14 protein-coding genes are annotated in these 25,073 nt (G+C 42.7%); 7 read left to right on the forward strand and 7 right to left on the reverse strand.

Going from position 1 to position 25,073, the window contains the following annotated elements; genetic code table 11:
* Window positions 1–85: 85 nt before the first annotated feature.
* On the reverse strand, window positions 86–1,213 hold the full coding sequence (locus ACEQZT_RS16100; RefSeq protein ID WP_370090498.1) for an FAD-dependent oxidoreductase: 1,128 nt from the start codon (window positions 1,211–1,213) through the stop codon (window positions 86–88).
* A gap of 60 nt (window positions 1,214–1,273) precedes the next feature.
* On the opposite strand from ACEQZT_RS16100, the gene ACEQZT_RS16105 reads away from it, so the two are divergent.
* Window positions 1,274–2,635, forward strand: coding sequence for an NAD-dependent succinate-semialdehyde dehydrogenase (locus ACEQZT_RS16105; protein ID WP_370090499.1), 1,362 nt, complete (start codon window positions 1,274–1,276; stop codon window positions 2,633–2,635).
* Window positions 2,636–2,748: 113 nt separating this feature from the next.
* Here ACEQZT_RS16105 and ACEQZT_RS16110 read toward each other — a convergent pair whose 3' ends face one another.
* Window positions 2,749–5,118 carry an ABC transporter permease gene (locus tag ACEQZT_RS16110; RefSeq protein WP_370090500.1) on the reverse strand — a complete coding sequence of 790 codons (2,370 nt, stop codon included), beginning with the start codon at window positions 5,116–5,118 and terminating at the stop codon, window positions 2,749–2,751.
* A 144-nt stretch (window positions 5,119–5,262) separates the two neighbouring features.
* Between ACEQZT_RS16110 and ACEQZT_RS16115 the strand changes: the two genes are divergently transcribed.
* From ACEQZT_RS16115 to ACEQZT_RS16125, 3 genes are all read left to right on the forward strand, one after another.
* The gene (locus tag ACEQZT_RS16115; RefSeq protein ID WP_370090501.1) at window positions 5,263–7,014 is read left to right on the forward strand and encodes a sodium:solute symporter family protein; all 1,752 of its coding nucleotides are present in this window, start codon (window positions 5,263–5,265) and stop codon (window positions 7,012–7,014) included.
* Between the two features lie 173 nt (window positions 7,015–7,187).
* Window positions 7,188–8,114 (forward strand): SDR family oxidoreductase, encoded by a 927-nt coding sequence (locus ACEQZT_RS16120; RefSeq protein WP_370090502.1) that lies wholly within the window; start codon window positions 7,188–7,190, stop codon window positions 8,112–8,114.
* Window positions 8,115–8,228: 114 nt separating this feature from the next.
* Window positions 8,229–10,229 (forward strand): lamin tail domain-containing protein, encoded by a 2,001-nt coding sequence (locus tag ACEQZT_RS16125; protein WP_370090503.1) that lies wholly within the window; start codon window positions 8,229–8,231, stop codon window positions 10,227–10,229.
* Here the strand turns inward: ACEQZT_RS16125 and ACEQZT_RS16130 are convergent.
* From ACEQZT_RS16130 to typA, 5 genes are all read right to left on the reverse strand, one after another.
* Window positions 10,226–11,674 carry a TolC family protein gene (locus ACEQZT_RS16130; RefSeq protein WP_370090504.1) on the reverse strand — a complete coding sequence of 483 codons (1,449 nt, stop codon included), beginning with the start codon at window positions 11,672–11,674 and terminating at the stop codon, window positions 10,226–10,228. The two genes, ACEQZT_RS16125 and ACEQZT_RS16130, sit on opposite strands and share 4 nt — an antisense overlap.
* Window positions 11,667–13,034 (reverse strand): ABC transporter permease, encoded by a 1,368-nt coding sequence (locus ACEQZT_RS16135; RefSeq protein WP_370090505.1) that lies wholly within the window; start codon window positions 13,032–13,034, stop codon window positions 11,667–11,669. The genes ACEQZT_RS16130 and ACEQZT_RS16135 overlap by 8 nt, the downstream gene beginning before the upstream one ends.
* A gap of 3 nt (window positions 13,035–13,037) precedes the next feature.
* Entirely contained in the window at window positions 13,038–14,384 is a 1,347-nt protein-coding gene (locus ACEQZT_RS16140; protein ID WP_370090506.1) for an efflux RND transporter periplasmic adaptor subunit, read from the reverse strand.
* Between the two features lie 44 nt (window positions 14,385–14,428).
* A complete protein-coding gene (locus tag ACEQZT_RS16145) occupies window positions 14,429–16,273 on the reverse strand; it encodes a peptidase M61 (protein WP_370090507.1) in 1,845 nt (614 codons plus the stop codon).
* Window positions 16,274–16,378: 105 nt separating this feature from the next.
* The gene (gene typA / locus ACEQZT_RS16150; RefSeq protein ID WP_370090508.1) at window positions 16,379–18,184 is read right to left on the reverse strand and encodes a translational GTPase TypA; all 1,806 of its coding nucleotides are present in this window, start codon (window positions 18,182–18,184) and stop codon (window positions 16,379–16,381) included.
* 98 nt (window positions 18,185–18,282) lie between these two features.
* Between typA and metG the strand changes: the two genes are divergently transcribed.
* The 3 genes from metG to ACEQZT_RS16165 are packed head-to-tail and all read left to right on the forward strand — an operon-like array spanning window position 18,283 to window position 25,068.
* On the forward strand, window positions 18,283–20,337 hold the full coding sequence (metG, locus tag ACEQZT_RS16155) for a methionine--tRNA ligase (RefSeq protein WP_370090509.1): 2,055 nt from the start codon (window positions 18,283–18,285) through the stop codon (window positions 20,335–20,337).
* A 58-nt stretch (window positions 20,338–20,395) separates the two neighbouring features.
* Entirely contained in the window at window positions 20,396–23,626 is a 3,231-nt protein-coding gene (locus ACEQZT_RS16160; protein ID WP_370090510.1) for a gliding motility-associated C-terminal domain-containing protein, read from the forward strand.
* Window positions 23,623–25,068, forward strand: coding sequence for an OmpA family protein (locus ACEQZT_RS16165; protein WP_370090511.1), 1,446 nt, complete (start codon window positions 23,623–23,625; stop codon window positions 25,066–25,068). Before ACEQZT_RS16160 ends, ACEQZT_RS16165 begins: the two co-directional genes overlap by 4 nt.
* Window positions 25,069–25,073: the final 5 nt, after the last annotated feature.

Here is a 25,073-nt window from a genome sequence, read left to right on the forward strand (position 1 = left end):
TGTGTGGTTTATATTAGTTGCTTTAACAACAAAATTAAAAATTAATTGTTCTTTATCCTAAAATGGGATGTTGAGAATTGAGTGTTTACTTTTTATAATCTTTATTAAACGCTGCGTGACCGCTGAGGATTCGGTTATTTTCTTCCAGATCTGGTTCCATGGACCAATTGTTCTTTTCTGAAGTACCTCCTAAGATGATACCATCTTTTCGTGGAAACATATACAAAAGATCGTTGCTCGAAAGATCCACATATCCGTAGTTGATTTCTTCCTGAGGAAGCAATACGGTTAATTGTCCCTTGACGGGGATTAATTCAGAATCCTTAAATAAGTGATGAGAACCCAGTCCGGTGCAGTTCATAATGGAGTTTTCATTTAGCTCCATCAACTCCTCTGTATTGTTAAACCTCTTAATGGTAAGCTTACCGCCCAATTGAAAGAAATCATCGAGCAATGCTTTTAGATAAATGGGAGGTTCAATAAGCAAGGAATGTAGCTCCTCGGGTTTGCCTATGGACTGAAAGGGTGAAGTTTCAGGTGTATGTTTTTTATAATCCGGATATAGGTTTTTTCCACCGGGAAAATCGAAAGGAACGCCTGAAAAGAAGGTTTTCATCCACCGGACCCCATAACGAGCGCCCACTAAGTCCTGGAACATGCGGTGTGAAATAGTGGAAGCTTGATTAAAAGTGGTTATGAAATCCTGATTAACGATTGCGGAATCATACACGGAAACAGGCGCCCAAAAAGCAGCTGCAACATTAGAGGTGGTGTTGGGAGGTAGCTTCTCAGTGTAAATTGTCACCGGAATCCCTCTTTTCAGCAACAGGATTGCGGTGGAAAGACCGATAACACCTGATCCAAGAACAGCCACCGGTTCACCTGAGTCCAGCATCTCAATGGCCAGTCTGGCTGTACCCCAGGATAGCGATATTCCGCCACCTCCATGTCCGTAATTATGGATTACAGTCTTATGATCTAGTTTTTGGACTTTTAGATTGAAACCTGATGGTCGATATGGCCGCAACCCAACGACCTGGCGAATGATTCTTTCTTCAGAAACCTTTACTGGATTTAATCGGGTATAGGGTGATTGATTTCTCTCAAAAGCGAAAGAAAAATCCGGTATCCCCAAGGTGGAGGCATACAATCCTGCAGCTCCTATTTTTTTAATGAAACCTCTTCGGCTATCAGCATGTTTTGTGGTATCCATGAAGAAATACAAATTCAAGGAGAAGATAATTAGAAACTCACGAAAAACTAAAGCCATACGATGCAAGCGATAAATCCGGCTACCGAGCAACCACTAAAAAATTACCCCAATCATTCAAATGAGGAAGTTACCAGCACGATTGATCAGGCTCAGAAAGCTTTTACAGAATGGAGGAATACTTCCTATTCGAATCGGGCAGATTTAATGAGAAAAGCAGCTGAAGTATTGAGAACGCAGCAAAAGAGTTTTGCTGCAATCATGACGGAAGAGATGGGTAAGACATTAAAGGAGAGTAAGGCGGAAGTGGAGAAGTGTGCATGGGTGTGTGACTATTATGCAGACCATGCAGAAGAGTTTCTGAAAGATGAATTCATTGAAACAGATGCTTCCAAATGTTACGTGAGTCATCGCCCGTTGGGGATAGTGTTCGCGATTATGCCCTGGAACTATCCGTTTTGGCAGGTGTTTCGTTTTGCAGCTCCGGGATTGATGGCCGGAAATGTAGCGATCCTTAAGCATGCACCTAATGTGCCAGGATGTGCGGAGGCTATTCTCTCCGTTTTTGAAAAGGCCGGATTTCCAAAAGGGGTCTTTAGTAATCTATTCATAACAAATGAACAGGCCTCTGATGTAATAGCTCACAGATATGTAAAGGCTGTCACATTAACGGGAAGTACGCGAGCCGGGAAGGAGGTAGCTAAACAAGCAGGAGCTGTGCTGAAGAAGTGTGTGTTGGAGCTAGGTGGAAGTGATCCATATATCATCCTGGAGGATGCAGATCTGGATTTAGCTATTGAAACCACAGTAGCCAGTCGGCTAAAGAATAGTGGGCAGAGCTGCATCAGTGCGAAGCGCTTTATCGTTCCGGAATCAATTAAGGAAGAGGTAGAGCAACGGCTGATAAAAGAAATGGGATCATATAGTTTCGGTGATCCAACAGATGAAAATACTGATCTGGGTCCGTTGGTGGGGGAGAAGTATCGAGATCAATTACACGATCAAGTGAAAAGAACCATCGAGGCAGGGGCAAAGTGCATTTTAGGAGGAGAGGTGCCAGATATGAAAGGATATTATTATCCTCCTACTATTCTTACCAATGTGAAGAAAGGTATGCCAGCCTATGAGGAGGAGCTCTTCGGGCCAGTGGCAACCGTCATTACGGTAAAAGATGAAGAAGAGGCTTTGAAAGTAGCCAATGATACTTATTACGGTTTGGGTGGAGCCATCTTTTCCAAAGATGTTGCCAGGGCTGAGAGGCTGGCTGCAGAAAAGCTAGAAGCTGGTTCCTGCTTTGTGAATGCGATGGTTTCTTCTGATCCCAGGTTACCGTTCGGCGGAATCAATGAAAGTGGATTCGGAAGGGAGCTATCACACCACGGCATCAAGGAGTTTGTGAATGTGAAGACAGTTTATGTAAGGTGATCTCCATTAAAATGTATTCCCCCTTTGAAGGGGGCTGGGGGGATGTTTTTTTGTTTTCTTAAAACACCCCTATAATCCCCTCTAGGGGATAATTCCCTTTCAAATCAGATCAATCACTCATTCCTTAGCGACTTCACCGGGTTCGCCTTAGCAGCACGTCTGGCCTGATCTGACACAATCAGGATTGCAAATAGCAGCACGATGACTCCCACAACCGGAAATATCCACCATTGAATACCTACTCGAATAGTATATCGCTCGAGATATTCATCAAGCAAGTACCAGGCAAATGGGGCAGCCAAAACAAAAGAGATGATCACAAGTTTTGCAAAGTCCTTGGACATGAGACTCATCAGGCTGGCTATGGTAGCACCAAGTACTTTACGAATGCCTATTTCCTTGATCCGTTGCTCAGCAGTGTAGGACGCCAGACCAAACAAGCCAAGCCCAGTAATGATCATAGCCAGTGTGGCAAATAGACTAGCCAGCTTTCTGGTAAGATTGATAGTAGTGAACTTTCTGGCAAACTCCACATCAGCAAAGTTGTATTCGAATGGATAGGCAGGATTGTGTTTGGTAAAGATTTCCTCCACACCGGCCAGTGTTTGCTGTAGGTCATTGGTCTTTTTCAGACGTACTGAAATATAGCCACCCCAATCGTCCAAAATCATAAACATGGGCTTGACCGGGTCATAGGGCGATCCCATGAGTACATTATCCACTACTCCAATGAGTTTTCTATTACTTCCCCACAAGTCGAGGTTGGTGCCAATTGGATTTTCTAACCCCATGATATCAAGTGCAGCTTTATTGATAACGATGGCACTAGAGTCGCTTCCGTATTCTTTGGAGAAATCACGGCCCATCAGTACATCTATGCCCATTGTTTTTGCATAGTCGTAGGTCGTGGTAATGGTTGTGAAAATGACTCTCCGGTCTTCGGGTTTGCCCGGCCATCCAAGGAAATTATTGGAGTTGATCTGTGTAATCTGTGAATTGGAACGGGTGACTGACTCAGCAAGGCCTGAAGATTCTAACTCCTGTTTTACGATTTCATAATTTTTTCTTAAATCTTCGGTTAACTCCACCGCAATCAAGCGCTCCTGATCATAGCCCAGATCTCGATTTTTTACCAGATTGATTTGTTGGAAAATGACAATAGTGCTGATTATCAGCACAATGGAGAAAGCGAACTGCATGATCACGAGAACTTTTCGTGGAGTTGTAGCTCCTTTTCCTGCTTTAACCGTTCCTTTCAGCGTTTCCACAGGTTTGAAAGAGGAGAGGTAGAAAGCAGGATAACTTCCGGCAATTACTCCTAAAACCAGGATGATTCCAACTGACGCCAACCAGAAAACCGGAGACGAATAATCTATCGAAAGCTCTTTTTCTACAAGGCTATTATATGATGGAAGAGCCAGTTCTGTCAAAAGGACTGAAATGACGAAAGCGATGAAGGTGATAAAAATGGACTCACTGATGAACTGGTAGATCAGACGCGTACGACTGGTTCCCAAACTCTTTCTTATTCCTACTTCCTTGGCTCGTTTTTCAGATCGGGCAGTAGCTAGGTTCATGAAGTTGATGCAGGCAATGATCAGGATAACAATCGCGATGGCTGTAAATAGTTGAACGTAATCACTGCGGCCACCTGCTTGATTGCCTTCATCATCCCAGTTTGAGTATAATCTCCATTGTGACATAGGATGGAGGAAAAAATGTTTTTCCATGCCATGCTCACCATCTTTTTCCATGGCCAGATCATAAATGCTTTGCTCAACGTCCACCTCTCTTATAGGATCATTCAGCTCTACAAATACCTGAAAAGAATAATTACCCCAGTTGTCTTTGTTATCGCGAACCCACTCATTCACAGACTCCCGATATTTCCATGTAGCGAGATAGTCAAATTGAAAACTTGAGTTTTCCGGCAGATCTTTTACAATAGCTGTAACCTGGAGGGTCCCATCATTCTCGAGCTTCACTTGCTTTCCAATGGGATCCTCGTCACCAAATAGAATCTTTGCCAAAGATTCAGAAAGGACAATTGACATAGGGTCTTTCAGCGCTTCTTCATGTGTACCCGATACCAGTGGAAATTCAAACATTTCCAGAAACTCTTCGCTTACAAAATATCCTCTCTTGATAATTCTTTCATCCCCGGCAGTTAACAGACGATTACTTCCCCAGCCGGCCACTACCGAGTTTTTGATATTGCTATCAATCACTTTCATTTCCTGATAAGTAGGAAGCGGTACGGACTGCCAGTTGTTCACCTTGTCGTCAAACTCGGAACTGATCCAAACCTGGTACAGGCGATCGTACTTTGGAAGGAACTTATCATATGATACCTCATCTGCTACCCAGAGTAGGATGAGTACACTACAAACGATACCGATGGAAAGTCCTGAAATATTAATAATGGAGTAGAGTCCGTTCTTTTTCAGGTTTCTAATGGAGATGAGGAAGAAGTTTTTGAGCATGACAGGTAAAGTTGGGTTTGAAACTATGCTTTAAGGACTTTAAATGAGATTCAAAAGTTGCATATCCGAAATACTTTGCTTGTCCAGAATGGTTACATCATTAATAAAAGTTATTTTTCACGCCCGTTTCTAACCTAACACTGTATGACATTAGCATTATTCGACTGGCTTGTTATTGGACTTTTCTTCTTAATTGTGCTGGGGATTGGCGTAGTGGCAAGTAAAAGTGCCGGCAAGAGCTCGCTGGAGTATTTCCTTGCCGGAAAATCCATGCCGTGGTGGTTGTTGGGCGTCTCTATGGTGGCCACCACTTTTTCGGCGGACACTCCAAACCTTGTGACCGGTTTTGTTCGTGAAGGAGGAATTGCTAAAAACTGGGCCTGGTGGTCTTTTTTGATAACGGGAATGGTTACGGTTTTTATCTATGCCAGACTGTGGAGAAGGTCAGGTGTGTTAACAGACCTTGAGTTTTATGAGCTACGCTATGGCGGTAAGGCCGCTTCTTTTTTAAGAGGTTTCCGTGCCCTTTATTTAGGTGTCTTCTTCAATTGCTTAATCATGGGTTCGGTAACCCTGGCAGCCATCAAAATATCTTCTATTCTCTTTGGAATAGAGCCTATTTATACGGTGGTGATAGCTTCCATTGTAGTGGCCGCTTACTCTGCCCTCGGCGGGATTAAAGGAGTAATCTGGACGGATTTCTTTCAGTTTGGAATTGCATTACTAGGAGCATTGTATGCAGCTTATGTTGCAGTTAGCCAGCCTGAAGTGGGCGGACTTAGCGGACTATTTTCTAATGAAACTTTGATTGGAAGGTTGGATGTATTACCGGATTTTGGAAACACGTCAGCATTAATCTCAATGTTTATTATTCCATTGGCAGTTCAGTGGTGGTCAGTATGGTATCCCGGAGCAGAACCAGGGGGAGGAGGTTACATCGCTCAGCGAATGTTGGCTGCTAAAGATGAGAAGCATGCGGTTGGAGCAACCCTATTTTTTAATTTTGCCCATTATGCCTTGCGTCCATGGCCATGGATTATCGTTGCTTTAGCTTCTCTCATTTTATTCCCTGATTTAGAGTCTATTAAGACTGCTTTCCCTCATATTAATGATCAATATTTGGGAGATGATATTGCGTATCCGGTCATGCTTACTTTACTGTCTCCGGGATGGCTAGGATTGGTGGTTGCTTCATTGATTGCGGCTTACATGTCTACTATCAGTACGCATCTGAACTGGGGATCATCCTATGTTGTCAATGATTTTTATAAGCGATTTGTCAAACCAGATGCCTCTGAGAAAGAGCTGGTTTTAGTAGGTCGGGTGTCAACTGTTTTACTGATGGTATTTGCGGGTGTCTTGTCACTCACCGTTCTCGAAAATGCGTCACAGGCTTTCAACATTCTTTTGCTTTCCGGAGCTGGTACAGGAGCCATCTTCCTGCTTCGATGGTTTTGGTGGAGAATCAATGCCCTAACAGAAATCGTTGGGATGATTGTGGCAACCATCAATGCATTTGTTTTGGTACTTCTGATTCCTGAAGGCACATTTGGGAATGAATACATTGATGAGTTTACAATGAAGCTACTGATCGCAACAATAGTTACTTCAATCGCCTGGATAGCAACAGCACTCTTATCCAAGCCCGAATCAACGGAGAAACTGCAGGCCTTTGTCTCCACAATTAACCCTGGAATAGGATGGAACAATTTCAAACAAGACCATAAAGCAGGCTTGGGGTATTCAATTCTCAGCATATTTGTTGGCACTATTGGGGTTTACTCAGCCCTGTTTGGAATAGGAAACTTCCTCTATGGTTATTTAATGGCTGGTTTTGGCTTCCTCCTTTTGTTTGGAATCTCTGTGTTTTTGATTTTTAAATGGTGGAAAAAATAATATTGGTGAATAGTGAAAAATACCCCAAATAGGGTATTGTTTATCATTTGATAAGTTGAGTTCTTTACGTTATAGAAGCACACCGCTCTATTCACTGCCAAATGTAGAGGCCTTTTTTGAGGGCCTCTTTTTTTATGCCTCATTGTCTATATTGCCATTCAAATTAGAATTTTATGAGTCACACACAAGGCATGCTTAGCCCAGAGTCATTAAAGGGAAAAACAATCATTGTAACAGGAGGAGGTACTGGTTTAGGAAAATCCATGGGATCTTATTTTTCAGAGCTAGGAGCCAACCTGGTCATTACCAGTAGGAAAATGGAAGTTCTAGAGGAGACAGCCAGGGAAATAACCGCAAAGAGTGGCTATCCTGTACACTGTGTGGCATGTGATGTGCGAGAGTATGAGCAAGTAGAGCGGGTGATCAGCGAAGCAAAGGAGAAGTTTGGAAAAGTAGACGTTTTGCTCAACAATGCAGCTGGAAATTTCATCAGCCCTACCGAGCGATTGTCGCACCGTGCGTTTGATACGGTAGTGGATATTGTTCTCAAAGGAAGTTACAACTTCACGCTAGCCCTTGGTAAAGATTGGATTGAAAATAAGCAGAGAGGAAATATCCTGAGTATTGTCACGACATATGCTTGGACCGGATCAGGCTATGTGGTGCCCTCTGCCTGCGCCAAAAGTGGGGTGCTTGCCATGACACGATCATTGGCCGTGGAATGGGCGAAGTATGGAATCAGAAGCAATGCTATCGCACCGGGACCATTCCCTACAGAAGGAGCATGGGATCGACTACTTCCAGGAGATTTGAAGAAAAAATATGATCCGGCGAAGAAGGTGCCTTTGCAAAGGGTAGGAGACCATCAGGAGCTGGCTAATCTCGCTGCATATTTAGTTTCAGACTATTCAGCCTATATCAATGGTGAAGTGATCACAATCGATGGGGGTGAGTGGCTAAAAGGGGCGGGAGAATTCAATCAGCTAGAGGCAATCCCTGAAGAACTTTGGGATGCGATGGAAATGGGCCGAAAGAAAGGCAGTTCCAAACTGAAAATGATGTGGTTGTACTTCAAAGGCATGCGGAAGCTCAAAATATAGATTTTCATTAAACAGGTGTATTTGGTTATCTAACCAGCAAGACCGGATGCTGAGCGTAAAGTTTTCTTTCCTCACTGATAACATTTCTAATGTTAAGGTGAAGAAGAATCCATTATGCACTCACTTAAAAAATTTCTTACTACCGTTTTTGTTCTTTTTTCCATCGAATCTTTTGGACAAGATTTAATCATTACTGGTGTTATTGATGGTCCTCTCACAGGAGGAACACCTAAAGCTGTGGAGCTTTATGCTACTGCAGATATTGCTGATTTAAGTTTGTATGCTGTTGGATCAGCAAATAATGGTGGGGGTACAGATGGTCCCGAGTTTTCACTTTCCGGTTCTGCCACAAGTGGTGACTTTATCTATGTGGCATCAGAAAGTACTGAGTTTACGAACTGGTTTGGATTTGCACCAGACATGACCTCAGGAGTCCTGACGATCAATGGAGATGATGCAATCGAACTATTTTACGATGCTACAGGTACATTCCTAGGTGCTGAACTTGTGATTGATGTTTTTGGAGAAATTAGTTCTGTGCCTGGAGCCTGGTCTTATCTGGATGGCTGGGCCTATAGAAATGACGCAACAGGTCCTGATGGAACTACCTTTACGATAGGAAACTGGATGTTTAGTGGGGCAAATGCATTGGATTTGGAGACATCCAATGCTACAGCTTCTACCCCTTTTCCAGCAGGTTCATATAGTCCGGTATCGTCACCGGTTTGGAGTCCAACTTTTCCATATCTGAATAATGTAACCACTACCTCATTTGATATTCTAGGACAAACAAACGAGCAGGGCACAATGTATTATGTAGTTGTTCCTTTCAATGCCTTGGCACCCAGTTCTGCACAGGTGGTGGCTGGGAGTGCCCCCGGAGGAACCCTCTTTTCAGGATCGAAAGCAATTTCTAGTGCTTTTACCACAGAAACAATATCTGTAGCAGGGTTAATTGAAGGGCTTGATTATGATGTGTATGTGGTGGCTGAAGATGATGAGACAACACCCAACTTGCAATCAGAACCAATCAAACTGAGTTTTCCGCCAAGACTTGTAGCAGTGACTGAGTTTATGAATAACTCACTTGGGTCTGAAACGACAGATGAGTGGATTGAGCTGTATAATTATGGTTTAAATCCTGTTGATCTTACCGGATGGTCCATCTCTGATGAAGATTCTGATAACAATGTAATTGCGAGTGCAACGATTAACCCCAGTGATTATATCATCCTGGCTAAATCAAAGATCGATTTTGAGTCACAGTGGCTTGGTGGGACTCCAGATTCACGGGTGATTCAGCACAATATGGCGCTTGCAGATGGAGCAGATGAGATTATTCTCTCTAATGATGACGGTGATGTAGTTTGGAGCTTGGCTTATCCTGCTGGAGCCACAGAAGGAACTGCAACATATTTGGGTTATTCAGAAAGTTCTACAACCACTACTTATGGTTCGAAATCTAGTCCTGGTATCAATAGGAGTGGAAATGATTCATCAGGCTCCACCGGATATGAAGACTCAGGAGACGCCTTAGCCTATAGTTCTACTAATTCGGATTCGGGAAGCCCACTGAATGGAGAGTATGCACAGCCTCTACCGGTAGAACTGTTGTCCTTTACAGTGGAGGAGGAGTTTGGTAATGCAGTGCTAAAATGGGCTACTATCAGCGAGGTGAATAATGATGGGTTTTTGGTTCAAAAATCCATCGATGGAGATAAGTTTTATAGCATAGGCTATATCTCTGGGAATGGAAACACCAACGACCTTCAAACCTATAATTATGTTGACAATGCGGCCTATCAGAAGTCATATTATAGATTGAAGCAAGTAGATTTTGATGGCAAATTTGAATATAGCTGGATTGTTTCCTATGAACCACACGCGAGCATAGTTGGCATTTTTCCTAACCCGATAAAAAACAGCGTCAAAGTAGTATCTCCAGAAAATGAGTTTCAGTTGGTCATTTATACCAATTCCGGTAGGTCAATTTTCAGCGGGGAGGTATCAGGGGATGTAGCTTCTAAGATACTATTGGATTTACAGGAAGGAGAGTACATTGTTGAACTCTCCTCCCAAAATTTCCATTACAAGTCCAGAATTATTAAATTCTAATCGTTGATCGTATAGAGCAATTCCTTGTTTGCAAAGTCATATAGGGTCAGCCTTCTTAAATCATAATAAGCTATCCAGTAGGTTCTTAGTGCAGTAATGTAGCTTCGCTTTGCGTTATCTTTTTCAGTCAGGGCAATGTTGAGGTTTGTGATATCGATTTTGCCGATTAGGTATCGGTTTTGTGCTACTTCATATCGCTTCTGAGCTACCTCATCAGACTTCTTCGAGATTTCTATTTGCTGCTGTAGTACATCCAATTGTCTAACCTGGGTTAATATTTCCTGTTCGAAGTTTTGTTCTTCCTGCGCGATGACATAGTCTGTGAGCTGCTTGTTGGCTAACGCCGTTTTCATTCGAGCTTCATTTCTGCCCCAGTTCACTATCGGGATATTTAATGTCAAGTTTGCAAATTGTTGAGTTTGTGCATCTTCATAAGACTGATCGAATGTTGTTCCAGCACTGTTCAGTCCAAAAGAAGCGTTCAGATTCATTTGAAATCGTTGACCTTTGGCTTGGGCTACCTGAGCATCCGCCTCAATTCTCCTTCGTTCGAAAGCAATAAAATCCGAACGATTATCTTTTGCATATTGCAAAGCTACTTCTTCATCAACTGGGAATATTGGGATGTTCTCAGGAAGGCTAAGATTGAAATTCTCTCCCTCATTCAATCCAATGAAGGTTCGGAGAGCTAGTCTGGAAGTCTGCAAATCCAATTCCGCATTGGCTAAATCTTGTTTGGAACGTAACAATTGAAGCTCCACCTGTAAGAGTTTATCCTCAGAGGTTGTTCCAATGTTGTATCTCCCTTTTTCAATATTGTAGATCGTATCGTTGTTTGATAAGTTGAACTCAGCAATTTGGTAGTTTACCTGGGCATCCAGGTAATCAAAGAATCGTTGTACAGCGGTTCGGGAAACAAATTCCATTTCCTCAACATAGCTTCGTCTGGATTCCTCAAATCGAATAGGCTCTGTTTTTTTATCCCATTTCAACTCGTTAAATGCAAAAATTGGTTGATTTATGGTCAGGTCCACAATAGTGCTTCTCCATCGTGTATCATCAATGACTAAATCTTGAAACTGGCTAGCTCTTGTATTTACAGATACACTTCCGCCGGTTGGTGAAATTGGCTGGAATAATCCCAAATTCAATGACGAGTTAGTCTGTTCCACCGGTCTGAATTGTGTGGATCCATCTTCCTGTGTTACCGGAATAAACTGATTACTATAAGCAGGAAGATTCCCACTTAGTGCAAGTTGAGGGTTGTAATTGGACTTAAATAGTCTATACTGCCAGAAGCGGTTCTCCTTTCGGGTTTCGGCTTGTTTTGCCAGAGGAGACTGTCCTTTGGCCAGGTCAATGATATTATCCAATGAATAGACTACCTGAGCATTGGAACCAAGCGCAAGCCCAACCAGGCAGATAACTATAGCTATTTTATTCATATCTGAGTGAAGTAATAGGGTCTTGAGATGCTGCTTTTTTAGCCGGGGCAATACCAAAGACCAGCCCGATAGTAGTAGCAACACCAAATGAAATTAGAATTGATCCAAATGAAATTACAGTAGGGATATCTGCAAAACGACTGACGGCTAAAGCCATTATCACACCAAGTATGATACCGATGAATCCGCCGCTGATGCTGATCATCATAGATTCAAACATAAACTGGTTGATGATATCCGTTTTCTTAGCTCCAATGGAAAGTCTCAGTCCGATTTCCTTGATTCGCTCAAGTACAGAGGCCAGCATGATATTCATGATGCCAATGCCACCCACAATCAGTGAGATGCCAGCAATGGCTCCAAGCACATAGCTGAAGATATCGTTGGTGCGTTGTTGCTGTTTCAATAGTAGCTCAGGAATCTCGATTTCGTAATCCACTACTTCATTGTGCTTTCGCTCCAGCATCCTCACAATCACATCTGCAGTTGGATTCAATAGTTCAGTTTGGTCAACCTGAACCACCAGCCTGTCTAGCTGATGATAATTAGTTGTCTTGGTATCAGCCTCATTAGAATTACCATTACCACCTATGATAATAACATTGCCACCACCACCGCGGTTGGCTCCCTGAATCATTTCTTCAGTCAGCATCGCTCGGTTTTTGTATCTGACCAGAACTGTCTGGAGAGGGGTGTATACATCCATGTTGTAATCCCTGATTCCAAGTTTGCTGATACTGCTCTCACTGATATATCTTTCTTCCAGTACACCAATCACCTTTAGCCAGTTGGGGCCGCATTTGATCATCTTTCCAATTGGGTTTTCTGAGGGGAAGAATTTGGTCTTTATGGATTTACCGATGATGCAGACCGCTTCGCCTTTTTCAAGCTGAACACTATTAAACATTTTCCCTTCATCCAGGGTGAAATTGAATATATCGAAATAGGAGGGTTCTACACCAACCAGCTTGGCAGATCTTCGGATTCCGTTTTTGATGATGTAGGTTTCTAAAAGAACCTCAGGACTGATTGTCTGTACGCCTGGGATTGTCTTAATGATCGACTCTTTATCATCGAGTGTAAGCCCGGGGGAAAATTTTTTCTTTTCCTTTGATTCATCTTCTTCGGCCAGGTTTTCCTCGGTTTGTTCCACCACTGGTTCGATGATGATGTTGTTTACCCCGACAAGCTTGATCTGCTCTAAGATTTCCTGTTGTGCACCGTTACCAATTGCTAGCATAGCTATTACAGCCGCTACACCGAAGATGATACCCAGAGCAGTAAGAATTGATCGAACTCTATTCGCCAGAACAGCTTCTATAGCGATCAGGAGGTTAGCAAGGAGCCTTTCTTTATCCATAGGTTAGTTTCTTCGTCCTCTTCTACCTTGTGGAAATTCGCCTTGAGGTCTGGCTTCAGGCTCAGGTGCTTCTTCTTGCTTTTGCATTCGTTTGCCGTTCATTTCAGGGATTAGAACGACATCATCTCCCTGTAGGCCGCTAACGGTGCTGAGGTACACCCGGTCATTAGGTTCCAGGCCAGCCACAATATGAACATACTCTGAATTCGCATCTCCAAGCATTACTTCCTGCTTGATGGTGCTCCCACCTTGCTTTTTGAAAACATAGGTGATAGAATCATATTGTGAATGAAGAGATTCCAAAGGAACATAGATAGCGCTATCTAGTGCTTTTGTAATGATTTTATTGCTGGTAGTCATACCAGGCTTTAGTAAGGGGTCAGTTCCAAACACTTCTATTTCCACTTCAAAAACCTTTGCGTCAGAGTTTGGACGTTGCTCACCTACATTGGCAACTTTGATTACCCTACCTTTTAGCTTTTTGTCAGGGAATGCATCAAAACCAATATCTACTGGTTGTCCGGCCTTTACCTTTCGGATATCTACTTCATTTACATAGGTCTTCGACAACATCTTGGAGAGGTCTGGTAAGGTGGCTACCGTGGGGTCCCATGCACTGATTTGAGAGCCTGCTTTGATAGGCTTACCACTCCAGTCTCGTTCATAGATAAGCATCCCGTCTTCAGGAGCTAAAATGGTAAAATCCTGTTGTAAGGCTTGAAGACCTTCAAGTTCATTTTTATCTCCTTGTAGCTCAGCAGCAGCTTCCTGCATTTTAGCCACATTTTGCTGGCGTTTGATTTCATAGTTTTCTTTTGCTTGGGCTAGCGCTCTTTTAGCCTTCTCCAGATCGATTTCTGCTTTTTGAATAGTTGCAGGTGGCTCGAACTGTGACTGATCTAACACCAGTTGCTTTTCCCTAACGCCATACTCCAAATTGATGAGCTCATCCCTTGCCTGCCTCATGGTGAGGGCTGTGTCCAACCTTGTCTGGGTGTATTGAGATTGAGACTGATCTACCTCCAGCTGAGCATCTTTGATTTTCCCGGTAAGCTCGGAAGGATCGAGGCGAGCAACGTACTGGCCTTTTTTTACCTCCGTACCTTCATCGATGATGTGCTGGATGGTCAGATTCCAAATCCGATAATTTCTGATTCCCTGCGGACCTTTGATGGGAACTGAATTTTTAGCATCCAAAGAACCGGATGTAGTAATATCAACAATGAATTCGCCTTGCTCTACCGGAATTACTACTTCCGGATTGGCATCTGATGAGCTGCCGGCGAAAACCAACACCAGGATGGTGACTATTGCAGCACCACCGATGATTAAAACTCTATTCCTCTTCATTTTTAGGTTTGTTGTCAATTAAATACTCTAATCTGAACATAAGGTTACTCTGTGCCTAGCCAGAATGCTCTCACTTTTTGTTGCTCAGGAGATGGATTTTCTATGATTTCCAATGCATGTCTTTGAGAAGATTTTACAAGCATTGATTTAGCTTTTAGCTTTACTTCTTTTGTTTTCCCCTTCACCTCTCTGCGCACCAAAACAGTTACTTTATCTCCTTCTGCAATCTCACTATAGTATGATTGCATTACATCTGAGAAAGTTTCAAGAGTGATTTTTTCACCATTCCACTCAAGTAAAACATCACCTACCTGAAGATCCAGATCTTTCCCGAAGGCATTCATATCGCTATTGCCAGCCACATAAATTTCCTGCGCTTCATTGAGTGCAGGGGTAAATTTCCCAGCTGTTGCAACCATTTCGTTACTCTCTGGTGAATATCTAAGGCCTGCCCATCCTAATATCTCTGCATAAGGAAGTCGTTCATTCCCGCCCACATATTTGTCTAAGAATTCTTTGACCTCTGCATTTGTAATTTTTTCTATTTCGCCGAAAAGCTCATCGTCTTTGAAGGCTTTCATTGGACCGTACTGTTTGGCAAGCTCCCGCAATACAGCTTGTAAATCTTTTTCACCATTTGTGGATTTGATGATGGTGAGGTCCAGGCACCAGGCAATCAGCGCTCCACCGGCATACACATCTCCATACCGTCTCTCATTTACCGGCTCAAGGATATTGGCGCTAAATTCAGTATAGGGAATATCTACATTGTATTGATCTTGCTGGTTCATTTTGCTTTGCATCTCAGCAAGGAAATCTTCAAGATCATACAGCTTGTATTTTACCTGCACATGATGGGATGAGTATTCGGTCACGCCTTCATATAACCATAGGTGCTGGCTCATTTCCGGCTCGATGTAGTTGAAGTTATGAATCTCTTCTGAGTGAATATTCAGCGGCGTTACAATGTGAAAGAACTCATGAGCTGCTACATCCTTGACCGTCTGACTGATTCGCTCAGGATCCATTTCAGGAAGGGTGTAAAGCGAGGAGTAGGAATGTTCCAATGCACCCCAAGAACCCGAGATAGAAGGAGAATCAAAGAGATAGATCAAATATGCATATCGATCCACAGGAAGTTCACCTCCCAGGTACTTAGCTTGTGCCTCCATCAGTTCATCTATGTTGTCCATCACGTCAGCGGCAGACAAAATCTTGTTGGGGGAATAAACCGAAACTAAAACCTCAGCTCCGGCAATATTTTTCGTCACAATATCCGGCTTACTATACATGATCGGTGCATCAGCAAGAAAATTATAATTGTCTGCAATGAAAGTGTCAGATGTTTCTGTAGAAATGGTTTTCTTAAGTGAGGTAGCGCCTTTTATAGCTTTATCATGAACGACAGTTAGCTCAAAGGGCTTGAACTTATATCCATCAATATATCCTACAAAGCCAAACGTATTCATAACAAACACCCCTTTATCTGATTCTATACTCATTCCACCTGGCTCGAAAAGTTTATTACTACCATATCCGTCAAATTCATCGTAGGAATCTTCTATCCAGTAGCTAATCTTACTCAGGTTTTTAGCGTTGGGAATAACCCATCTGTTGGTGCTTATTTTCTCAGCAGCAATTTCTTTTCCATCCTTATCGATCGCCTTAAAATCAACTACAAAGCGTCCAAAATCAGAAATGCTGTAGGTGCCTGGAACAATCTTGGCCATGTGATACTCGACTGTATCTTCAGAGATGGTCGGAACCTTTATTTCTACAGGAACTCGATCTTCATTTGCCTGAGTGAGATCAATGTTGATAAGGTATTTGTCTTGCGCTATGGAAGCGAAAGCGAATAGTAAGGAAAGGGTGAATGCTATTTTTCTCATAATTGATTTGTGTGTCAAATACTATGCAAGTCTAAACGTAAAAAACCCCTATTGTTTCCAAATAGGGGTTAATTTATATAAGTGGTTGTGTCGGTTGTTTTTTGGTTATTCAGCGTTTGCCATACGCTTGCGCTGGTTCTCATCCAGATAAATCTTACGCATACGTATAGACTTAGGAGTTACTTCCACATACTCATCTTTCTGAATGTATTCTAGTGCCTCTTCAAGACTGAACTTCTTCGCCGGAGCAATTTTCACGTTGTTGTCAGACCCGGACGCACGCATGTTCGTCAGCTTCTTTCCTTTCTGAATGTTGACTACCAAGTCTGAACCTCTGCTGTGCTCTCCGATTACCTGTCCGGTATATACATCAACACCTGGATCAACAAAGAAGAATCCACGATCCTGAAGTTTATCAATAGAGTATGGAGTTCCCGGGCCATGCTCCATCGAAATCAATGAACCATTGATTCTACCTGGAATTTTACCTTTATAAGGCTGATATTCTTTCAGGCGATGTGTCATTACAGCTTCGCCTGCAGTTGCTGTTAACATGTTGTTTCTCAGGCCAATGAGTCCTCTTGATGGAATTTCAAATTCAAGGTGCTGAATGTTTCCTTTTGGCTCCATTATCTTCAACTCGCCTTTTCGCTGAGTCACCATTTCGATTGCTTTGCCTGAATATTCATCCGGTACATCAATCACCAGATGCTCAATCGGCTCTAGTTTTTGACCATTCTCATCTTCTTTGAAAAGAACCTGAGGTTGGCCTACCTGCAATTCATATCCTTCTCTTCTCATCGTCTCAATCAAAACAGACAAGTGAAGTACCCCACGACCATACACCAAAAACTTATCTTCAGATCCGGTTTCCTCTACTCTAAGCGCAAGGTTTTTCTCCAGCTCTTTCATCAGTCTATCACGGATGTGACGGGAAGTCACAAACTTTCCTTCTTTGCCGAAGAAAGGAGAATCATTGATCGCGAACATCATACTCATGGTAGGCTCGTCGATTGCTATTCTTGGAAGAACCATTGGATTTTCAAAATCAGTGATCGTGTCCCCAATTTCAAAACCTTCAATTCCAGTGATGGCACAAATATCTCCAGCTCGTGCAGATTCCACCCTTCTTTTGCCCAGCCCTTCGAATATGTGAACCTCCTTCACCTTAACTCGCTTCAGCGAACCATCCCTTTTACTTAGTCCAAGGGATGCTCCTTCTTTGATGTCTCCCTGAACAATTCTGCCAATGGCAATTCTACCAGTAAATGAAGAGAAGTCAAGAGAAGTGATCTGCATAGCAGGAACGCCTTCCTTGTAGGGGGCAGGAGGAATTACTTCTATGATTTTATCTAAAAGTGGTAGGATATTGTCAGTAGGTTTTTTCCAATCTTCACTGAACCAGCCATGCTTGCTGGAACCGTAAAGTGTATGGAAATCAAGTTGTTCTTCTGTTGCATCTAGTGAGAACATAAGGTCGAATACCTGCTCGTGCACCTCATCCGGCCGACAGTTTTCTTTATCCACCTTGTTTACAACTACGATCGGTTTCAAACCAAGACCAAGGGCCTTGCCTAATACAAATCGGGTTTGAGGCATAGGTCCCTCAAAAGCATCCACTAAAAGAATAACTCCGTCAGCCATTTTTAGTACTCGTTCCACTTCACCTCCAAAATCGGAGTGACCGGGCGTATCGATGATGTTGATTTTAACACCGTTGTATTCAGCGGATACGTTTTTGGAAAGAATGGTAATTCCTCTCTCACGTTCCAGGTCGTTATTATCAAGGATTAGCTCGCCTTTCTCCTGATTTTCACGAAACTCCTGAGTAGCGTAAATGATCTTGTCAACGAGCGTAGTTTTGCCATGGTCAACGTGTGCGATGATGGCAATATTTCTAATTTCTTGCATGCAAATTTGAATTCGACCGCAAAATTAGACAGAACAATTGTGGATTGCACTATATCAGGTAAACACAAAACTTATATTTGCGGTCTCTTATCGAATTTATGACGAAGCAATACAAACGACATACGATCACTGCAGCACTTCCTTATGCCAACGGACCGGTTCATATCGGGCATTTGGCTGGCGTTTATGTGCCTGCAGATATTTATGTGAGATACCTCAGAAGTAAGGGCGAGGATGTAGCCTTTGTCTGTGGCTCGGATGAGCACGGGGTAGCGATAGAACTGAGGGCCAGGAAAGAAGGAAAATCCCCGCAAGAGGTGGTTGACTTCTATCACAATCAAATAAAAGACTCGTTTGAACGGTTCGGAATCAGTTTCGATATCTATCATAGAACATCGTCGGAACTTCACCATGAGACTGCTTCTGAATTCTTCAGAAAGATGGAGGCAGAAGGGAAGTTTGCCGTGGAGACTTCTGAGCAGTTTTTCGATGAGAAGGAGCAGCAGTTTCTGGCTGACAGATATATCAAAGGAACATGCCCGAACTGTGGGTATGAGGAAGCTTATGGCGATCAATGCGAGCGATGCGGCTCGACATTGAGCCCGACAGAGTTGAAAAATCCTAAATCCATGCTGAGTGGGGAGTCTCCGGTGATGAAGGAAACGAAGCATTGGTATTTGCCATTGGATCAATACGAACCATGGCTAAAGGAATGGTTGCTGGAAGGGCATAAAGAGTGGAAGTCTAACGTCTACGGGCAATGCAAAAGCTGGATCGATAATGGCTTGCGCCCAAGGCCCATGACGCGAGATTTGAAATGGGGGATACCTGTTCCGGTGGATGGCGGAGAAGGTAAAGTGTTGTATGTGTGGTTTGATGCTCCAATCGGCTATATCTCTGCCACCAAGCAATGGGCAAAGGATAATCGCAAGAATTGGGAAGATTATTGGAAAGCTGAGGATACACGATTGCTGCACTTCATTGGGAAGGATAATATCGTTTTTCACTGTATAATTTTCCCAACCTTACTTAAGGCCGAAGGAAGCTATGTGCTGCCTGACAATGTACCAGCCAATGAATTTCTGAATCTGGAGAGTAACAAGATTTCAACTTCGCGAAACTGGGCTGTCTGGTTGCATGAATACCTACAGGAGTTTCCAGAGAAGCAGGATGTATTGCGCTATACACTGACAGCTAATGCTCCGGAAACTAAGGACAATGACTTCACCTGGAAGGATTTTCAAACCAGAAACAACAGTGAACTGGTAGCTATCTTTGGCAATTTTGTGAATCGAGCGGTTGTGCTGACCCATAAATATTTTGAAGGCAAGGTTCCTGCAAGAGGTGAACTAAAGCCTATTGATGAAGAGGTGATTAAAGCAGTAAGCGAAGCACCAGCGAAAATTGAAGCTGCTCTGGATCAATTCAAATTCAGAGAGGCACTTGCTCAGATGATGGATCTGGCAAGGATTGGGAACAAGTATCTGGCAGATACCGAGCCATGGAAACTGATCAAAGAAGACCGGAATAGGGTAGAGACGATCCTTAATCTCGCGCTTCAGATTAGTGCTAATCTAGCGATTGTGTGCGAGCCATTTTTGCCCCTTACGGCTAAACGACTGGAGGAAATACTGAATACTGAAAAACGGGCATGGATTGATGCTGGCGGAATAGACTTTCTTCCTGATAATCACCAACTCAACAAGGCAACATTGCTGTTTGAAAAGATTGAGGATAAGGAGGTGGAAGCACAAGTGAACAAACTACTGGAAACGAAGAAAATGAACGAACAAGAAAATAGTAAACCTGAATTGCCAGCATTGAAAGAGGAAATTGTGTTTGATGATTTCATGAAAATGGATTTGCGGGTTGGAGAAATCAAAACCGCTGAGAAAGTAGAGAAGTCCAATAAGCTCTTGAAGTTTACCGTGGATATGGGGCTGGAAACCCGAACGATTCTAAGTGGTGTGGCAAAGCACTTCACACCTGAAGAGATGATAGGAAAGAAAGTGACTGTAATGGCTAACCTGGCTCCACGTAAGATCATGGGTGTTGAGTCTCAGGGTATGTTGCTGTTTGCTGAAAATTCCGATGGAAAATTAGTGGCTGTCAGCCCCGGAGCAGATGCTGAGAATGGAGGTACCATAAACTAGCAAGCAGCTAAGCATGTCGTTTCCGAATTCTAGATTTTCTTTCTGTTTAACCTTGGTTATGCTTGCCCTCAATGGGCTGGCGCAAGATGTTGTTGAACTTGTGGCACCCTCAACTGAAGATCAGGTGATATGCGGTGCTGGCTATGTCACCTTAACTGCAACAAGCTCTATCAGCAATCCAAATCTTGAATTTGAATGGTTCACAGCGACGAATGGGACTCAGCCAGTATTCCTGGGCTCTTTAGATGGATCGACCGGAAGGTCCCAGTTTATTACCTCTTTTCTTGTAGCTGATAGGAGGTATGCGGTTAGGGTTAGGATAGGTAATTCTGTGAGCCCATACGTTTATGTTCAAGCTGAAATTTTGAATGAAGCTGTGGTTGTTCAGCGACCTGAGATACAATTGTGTGGGGAGGCATACCTTGAGGCAGAAACTGATATGGATTCTATAGCGTCATACCAATGGCAAATTTTGGTGCCTGATGAGTTTGGCGAATCTTTTTTTCAATCACTGTCTACTGAGTCTGCTGACTCTAGCATCCTGATAGCTGTTGAAGCGGGTTTCTACAGAGTAGTGGTTACTGATTCCGTAGGTTGCAGTGCTATTTCCAGAGAGATGGAGGTTACCAGTGATCCAGTCGTCGAATTTATCTCCTCAACTTTTACATGTTATGACCCTTTGATCCCCGGTGATGATCTTGTTACCTTGGAGAGCAATGGAAGGGCATTCACGGAGTATCAATGGGAAGAATCATTGGACAGTGTTACTTTCACACCAGTTGGCAACACCAAAAGTATAGATGTTTCTAAGCCCACAGCACAACTGTATGATACTGCATATTACCGACTGACTATCACCGAACAGAACTGCTCAAACGATACGACTATTGCCGTTTACTGGAGGCCCTATCCTGAGGGAGAGATTAGCCATTTGAATCCTGCAATTGGGACCGATGACTTCTTTTACTGCGGAGCAGATGCAGAACCAACCAGAACCTTGCAGTTTTCTTCGACCTATTCCAACTTGAAAGTTGAGTGGATGAGTATAAATTATTCGGAGTTTTTCACACTTGATGCTTTTAAATCTTTCTCTGGTGAAGATGGAGTTAGTGATTACTTCCAAGCAAAGGCTATGTTAGGTGCGGGGATAAGTGAAAGGATCATAGGAGATGGTGATGAGGTAGTTTTAAATCAAAATGATGGGAATCCATTCCAAATTGATGGAGGATTGCTATTTGCTACAATCACCGACACGATTGCAGGGTGTATTGGTTACTCAAATGCCATCTTTGCTGATGCACCTTTTCCGTTTCCTTTGATTGGGAATAAACTAGCCTACGATTATCCAGCAGGTGTCAATTATGTGCCTGCATGTACTGGGGATGAGCTGACATTCACTTCCTATGATAATACTGCCGATAGTTATGCTTGGCTTGAGTACGATGAGGTTTCGGATACGTACACAGAGGTCGATAGTGATGCTACTTTTAGCATTACAGTAGATGAAAATTTTAGTGGAGGTGTTTATTATTTGGAGGTCACGAAAAATGGCTGTACCGGCTTGTCCGAGGAATTCGTGGTAGCCTCAGCAGACCCTCCATCCGTTGGGATTACCAATGTAGAAGACAATGAGGCGCTAGCTTGTAATGACATCCCAAGTGTTCTATTGTATGGGGAAGGAAGTGATGATGTATTAGAATATCAGTGGTACTACAGCATTGATGATGTTACCTACGTGCCAGCACCCGGGGATAGTACGAACTCTTTCTATCAGGCCACACTAGATGGCTATTACACACTTTCGGCTTCCAATGCATTTTGTTCGGCGGAAACAAGTCCGGTATATGTAGAAATACCAGACTCATCTGATCCGGATTTTGTTGAGGCTGGAATCGAAGGAGCGTTTGAGTATTGCGAAGGAGACATAATCGAAATTAGCAGCGACTATGAGAGGTCTTCAAGTACAGCCTACTTTTGGTACTACTCATTTTTCCTTTTGGATGAAGAAGATGTTACAATCGAGCTAGTCGAGTTAGGTGGATCATCCAGTCCGGACTTAACTATTGATACCCGAGCTATCGGAACTGACCTGACCGAACCCTTGATACTTTATTTTTATTCATTGGTGCTTGATGGAGAGTGTATAGTAGGAAGTGCCAATACACCATTTGCTGTTCGTATTAATCCCAACCCTATCATCGAACTACAATTTGCCGACATGCCATCCTCATCGGAAATGTTCTTTTGTGGTGATGGTGATATTAGCGTGGATGTCGATGTTACTAACCTCTCTGTAGTAGACTTCAATGATCTTTCATTTACATGGAGGAGATACAACCCATCTGAAGGCATTTATGATTCTTTAGCAGGAGCTACCAGTTCTAGTTATACCATTTCCCAACCTGGTAGATACCAATGTATTGCAAGCACAGCAGACAATACATGCTTTTCAATCAGTAATGACCTTGATGTTTTAACATTACCAACCCAAATAGCAGGTGAGACTTTATACTGTTTTGGGAATGATATTTTTTTACAAGTAAATCAGGGGCTGCTACCAGACCTCAGTGTATTTGATTTTCAATGGTATTACAGCGGAGATAGCACTGATTTCGAGCCGATATCGGGTGAAACGGATCCTGAATTATTGATAGGTGTTGAGGAATCACTTTATGGGCCAGGATTTTTCTATTTTGAAGTAAGCTATGATGGATGTGTTGATGTGTCAGAAGTACTTGAAGTAATCGAAAATCAAAATTCATTCACTTCGTCGCTTGAGGTTGGCACTACTCAAACAAAAGGAATTCCATTTGAAGCATCGGTGATATTGGATGAGGTTGAGGATGGCGTAACATTCATGTGGGAGCCTGCTGAATTTATAAGCTTCGAAAATAACAGTAAGGCAGTATTCAAGCTTCCGGAAAATTATCAGTCTGATAGTATTACCATTCGTGTATCAGTGATTTCGGAAAATGGGTGCGATGTAAATCACAGCGTGGTGGTATCACTTGAAGAGATTTCAGAAATCACCTTTTCAAAGTTTATTTCACCTAATGGGGACGGACTCAATGATTACTTTGAAATAAGAGGGCTAAACAGTCAACTTGAAAATGAGCTGCAGGTGATAGATGCCTGGGGAAATAAACTCTTCTCATTTAAAAATTATTTCAATCAAGCTCAAGAGTCAGAGCGCTTAATAAACAGCCTAAAAGGGGAGGGAGTTTACTATTATTTGTTTAAAGTAGATGGCGAAGTTATGAAGGGTAGTTTTTATTTTAAGAATAAGTGAATAAACGATTTTACATAACTCTTGCATCGATCAGCATATGCTTACTTGGGCATGTTCAAGGTCAGCAAACCACGCTAATTGGTCATCAGGATCTAATCGGTTACTTCAACCCAGCACTTAATGGTGGCTCAAATGGACAAGTTAGTTATCTATACAGATATCAATGGGAAGGACTAGGTCCATCTTCCAATACCCTGTTTTTCAAATACCCGCTTATGAGCAACGGGAAAGTATGGTCACCTCATGCCATTGGTTCCGTTTTTCAATACGAAGACTTTAATCTAGCCAATCGGGCGAAGCTGGAATTCTTTGCTTCAAGTACACTTGCTGAGTTTAAGCAAATCAGGGTCGGTTTGGGGTTAAATACTGGCCTAAATTATAATGGTATAAATACAGATGGTTTCAATGTAGAAGAGCTCGTAGATCCTGAATTAGCAGGTGTAGACCGGAGGCTTTCAATTGCCAATAAACTTGGGCTTTCGATACACCATCGACTTGTTGATTTTGGATTAGCTGCAAGATTGCTGAATACCACTTCTATTACAGATTATCATTCTTCCTTTTCATTTAATGTTCCATTGAAAAGGCAGAAGTATAGACTTAATCCCATAGTTGTGCTGAGAATGACAGAGAATTTTGAACATCAACTGGAAGGTCAGCTCAAAGCATCTTATGACCAAACGATAAGCGCTACGGTGGGCTACCGGCAAAACTTTGGAGCCATATTTCAGCTCGCATTCCGCCTAAATAATTCATCTAAAATATCTTATGGGATTGAAGCACCCGGCAATGACGCTTCATCCTTAGGTCTCACTCATGAGCTATTTGGTTCATACTATTTTGAATCTCCGGCGATGGTTCAGCACAGAAAGGACAGCATTATAAAGGTTAGGAGGGATTCCATCAATAGGGCACGTGTGGAGCGATATAGACAACTTCAAGTGGAGGAAAAAGCAAAGAAGGATTCTTTAGCTAATCAAAGCGTTGTAGAGGTATCTGAACCGGATACTGTTCTAACGGAGGAGGAACCGATTATCGCCGAAGAAGAGGGAGGTATTTATTCTTCACTGGATGACCTAGCGGGGAATGTTTCAGACAACACGCACATTATTTTGGATCATATTGGCTTTGAACCGGGACTCTATTTGCTCACTCCTGATTCTTATACTGAATTAGACAAACTTTACAACTATATCAGACATCACAAGACCTTGCATATCGAGATTCAGGGTCACACAGATAACTCAGGATCTCCTGAAACCAATCTTGATCTTTCAAGATATCGCGCACTCACGGTGTTCAATTACCTGTTGAGTAGGGGAATTGATCCTGCTCGAATGAATGTCGTTGGATATGGTGAAAACCTGCCGCTCTACCCGAACGATACAAAGGAAAACCGTGAGCTTAATAGGCGAATCGAGATTGTGTTTATTAAGAAATAGAAGGA

It is taken from the genome of Ekhidna sp. (assembly GCF_964218185.1).
Taxonomy (GTDB): Bacteria; Bacteroidota; Bacteroidia; order Cytophagales; family Cyclobacteriaceae; genus Ekhidna.

Excerpts from the sequence above, each read along its gene's own strand:
- ACEQZT_RS16100 (WP_370090498.1), bottom strand. The coding sequence starts at position 1,213 with ATGGATACCACAAAACATGCTGATAGCCGAAGAGGTTTCATTAAAAAA.
- ACEQZT_RS16105 (WP_370090499.1), top strand. The coding sequence starts at position 1,274 with ATGCAAGCGATAAATCCGGCTACCGAGCAACCACTAAAAAATTACCCC.
- ACEQZT_RS16110 (WP_370090500.1), bottom strand. The coding sequence starts at position 5,118 with ATGCTCAAAAACTTCTTCCTCATCTCCATTAGAAACCTGAAAAAGAAC.
- ACEQZT_RS16115 (WP_370090501.1), top strand. The coding sequence starts at position 5,263 with ATGACATTAGCATTATTCGACTGGCTTGTTATTGGACTTTTCTTCTTA.
- ACEQZT_RS16120 (WP_370090502.1), top strand. The coding sequence starts at position 7,188 with ATGAGTCACACACAAGGCATGCTTAGCCCAGAGTCATTAAAGGGAAAA.
- ACEQZT_RS16125 (WP_370090503.1), top strand. The coding sequence starts at position 8,229 with ATGCACTCACTTAAAAAATTTCTTACTACCGTTTTTGTTCTTTTTTCC.
- ACEQZT_RS16130 (WP_370090504.1), bottom strand. The coding sequence starts at position 11,674 with ATGAATAAAATAGCTATAGTTATCTGCCTGGTTGGGCTTGCGCTTGGT.
- ACEQZT_RS16135 (WP_370090505.1), bottom strand. The coding sequence starts at position 13,034 with ATGGATAAAGAAAGGCTCCTTGCTAACCTCCTGATCGCTATAGAAGCT.
- ACEQZT_RS16140 (WP_370090506.1), bottom strand. The coding sequence starts at position 14,384 with ATGAAGAGGAATAGAGTTTTAATCATCGGTGGTGCTGCAATAGTCACC.
- ACEQZT_RS16145 (WP_370090507.1), bottom strand. The coding sequence starts at position 16,273 with ATGAGAAAAATAGCATTCACCCTTTCCTTACTATTCGCTTTCGCTTCC.
- typA (WP_370090508.1), bottom strand. The coding sequence starts at position 18,184 with ATGCAAGAAATTAGAAATATTGCCATCATCGCACACGTTGACCATGGC.
- metG (WP_370090509.1), top strand. The coding sequence starts at position 18,283 with ATGACGAAGCAATACAAACGACATACGATCACTGCAGCACTTCCTTAT.
- ACEQZT_RS16160 (WP_370090510.1), top strand. The coding sequence starts at position 20,396 with ATGCTTGCCCTCAATGGGCTGGCGCAAGATGTTGTTGAACTTGTGGCA.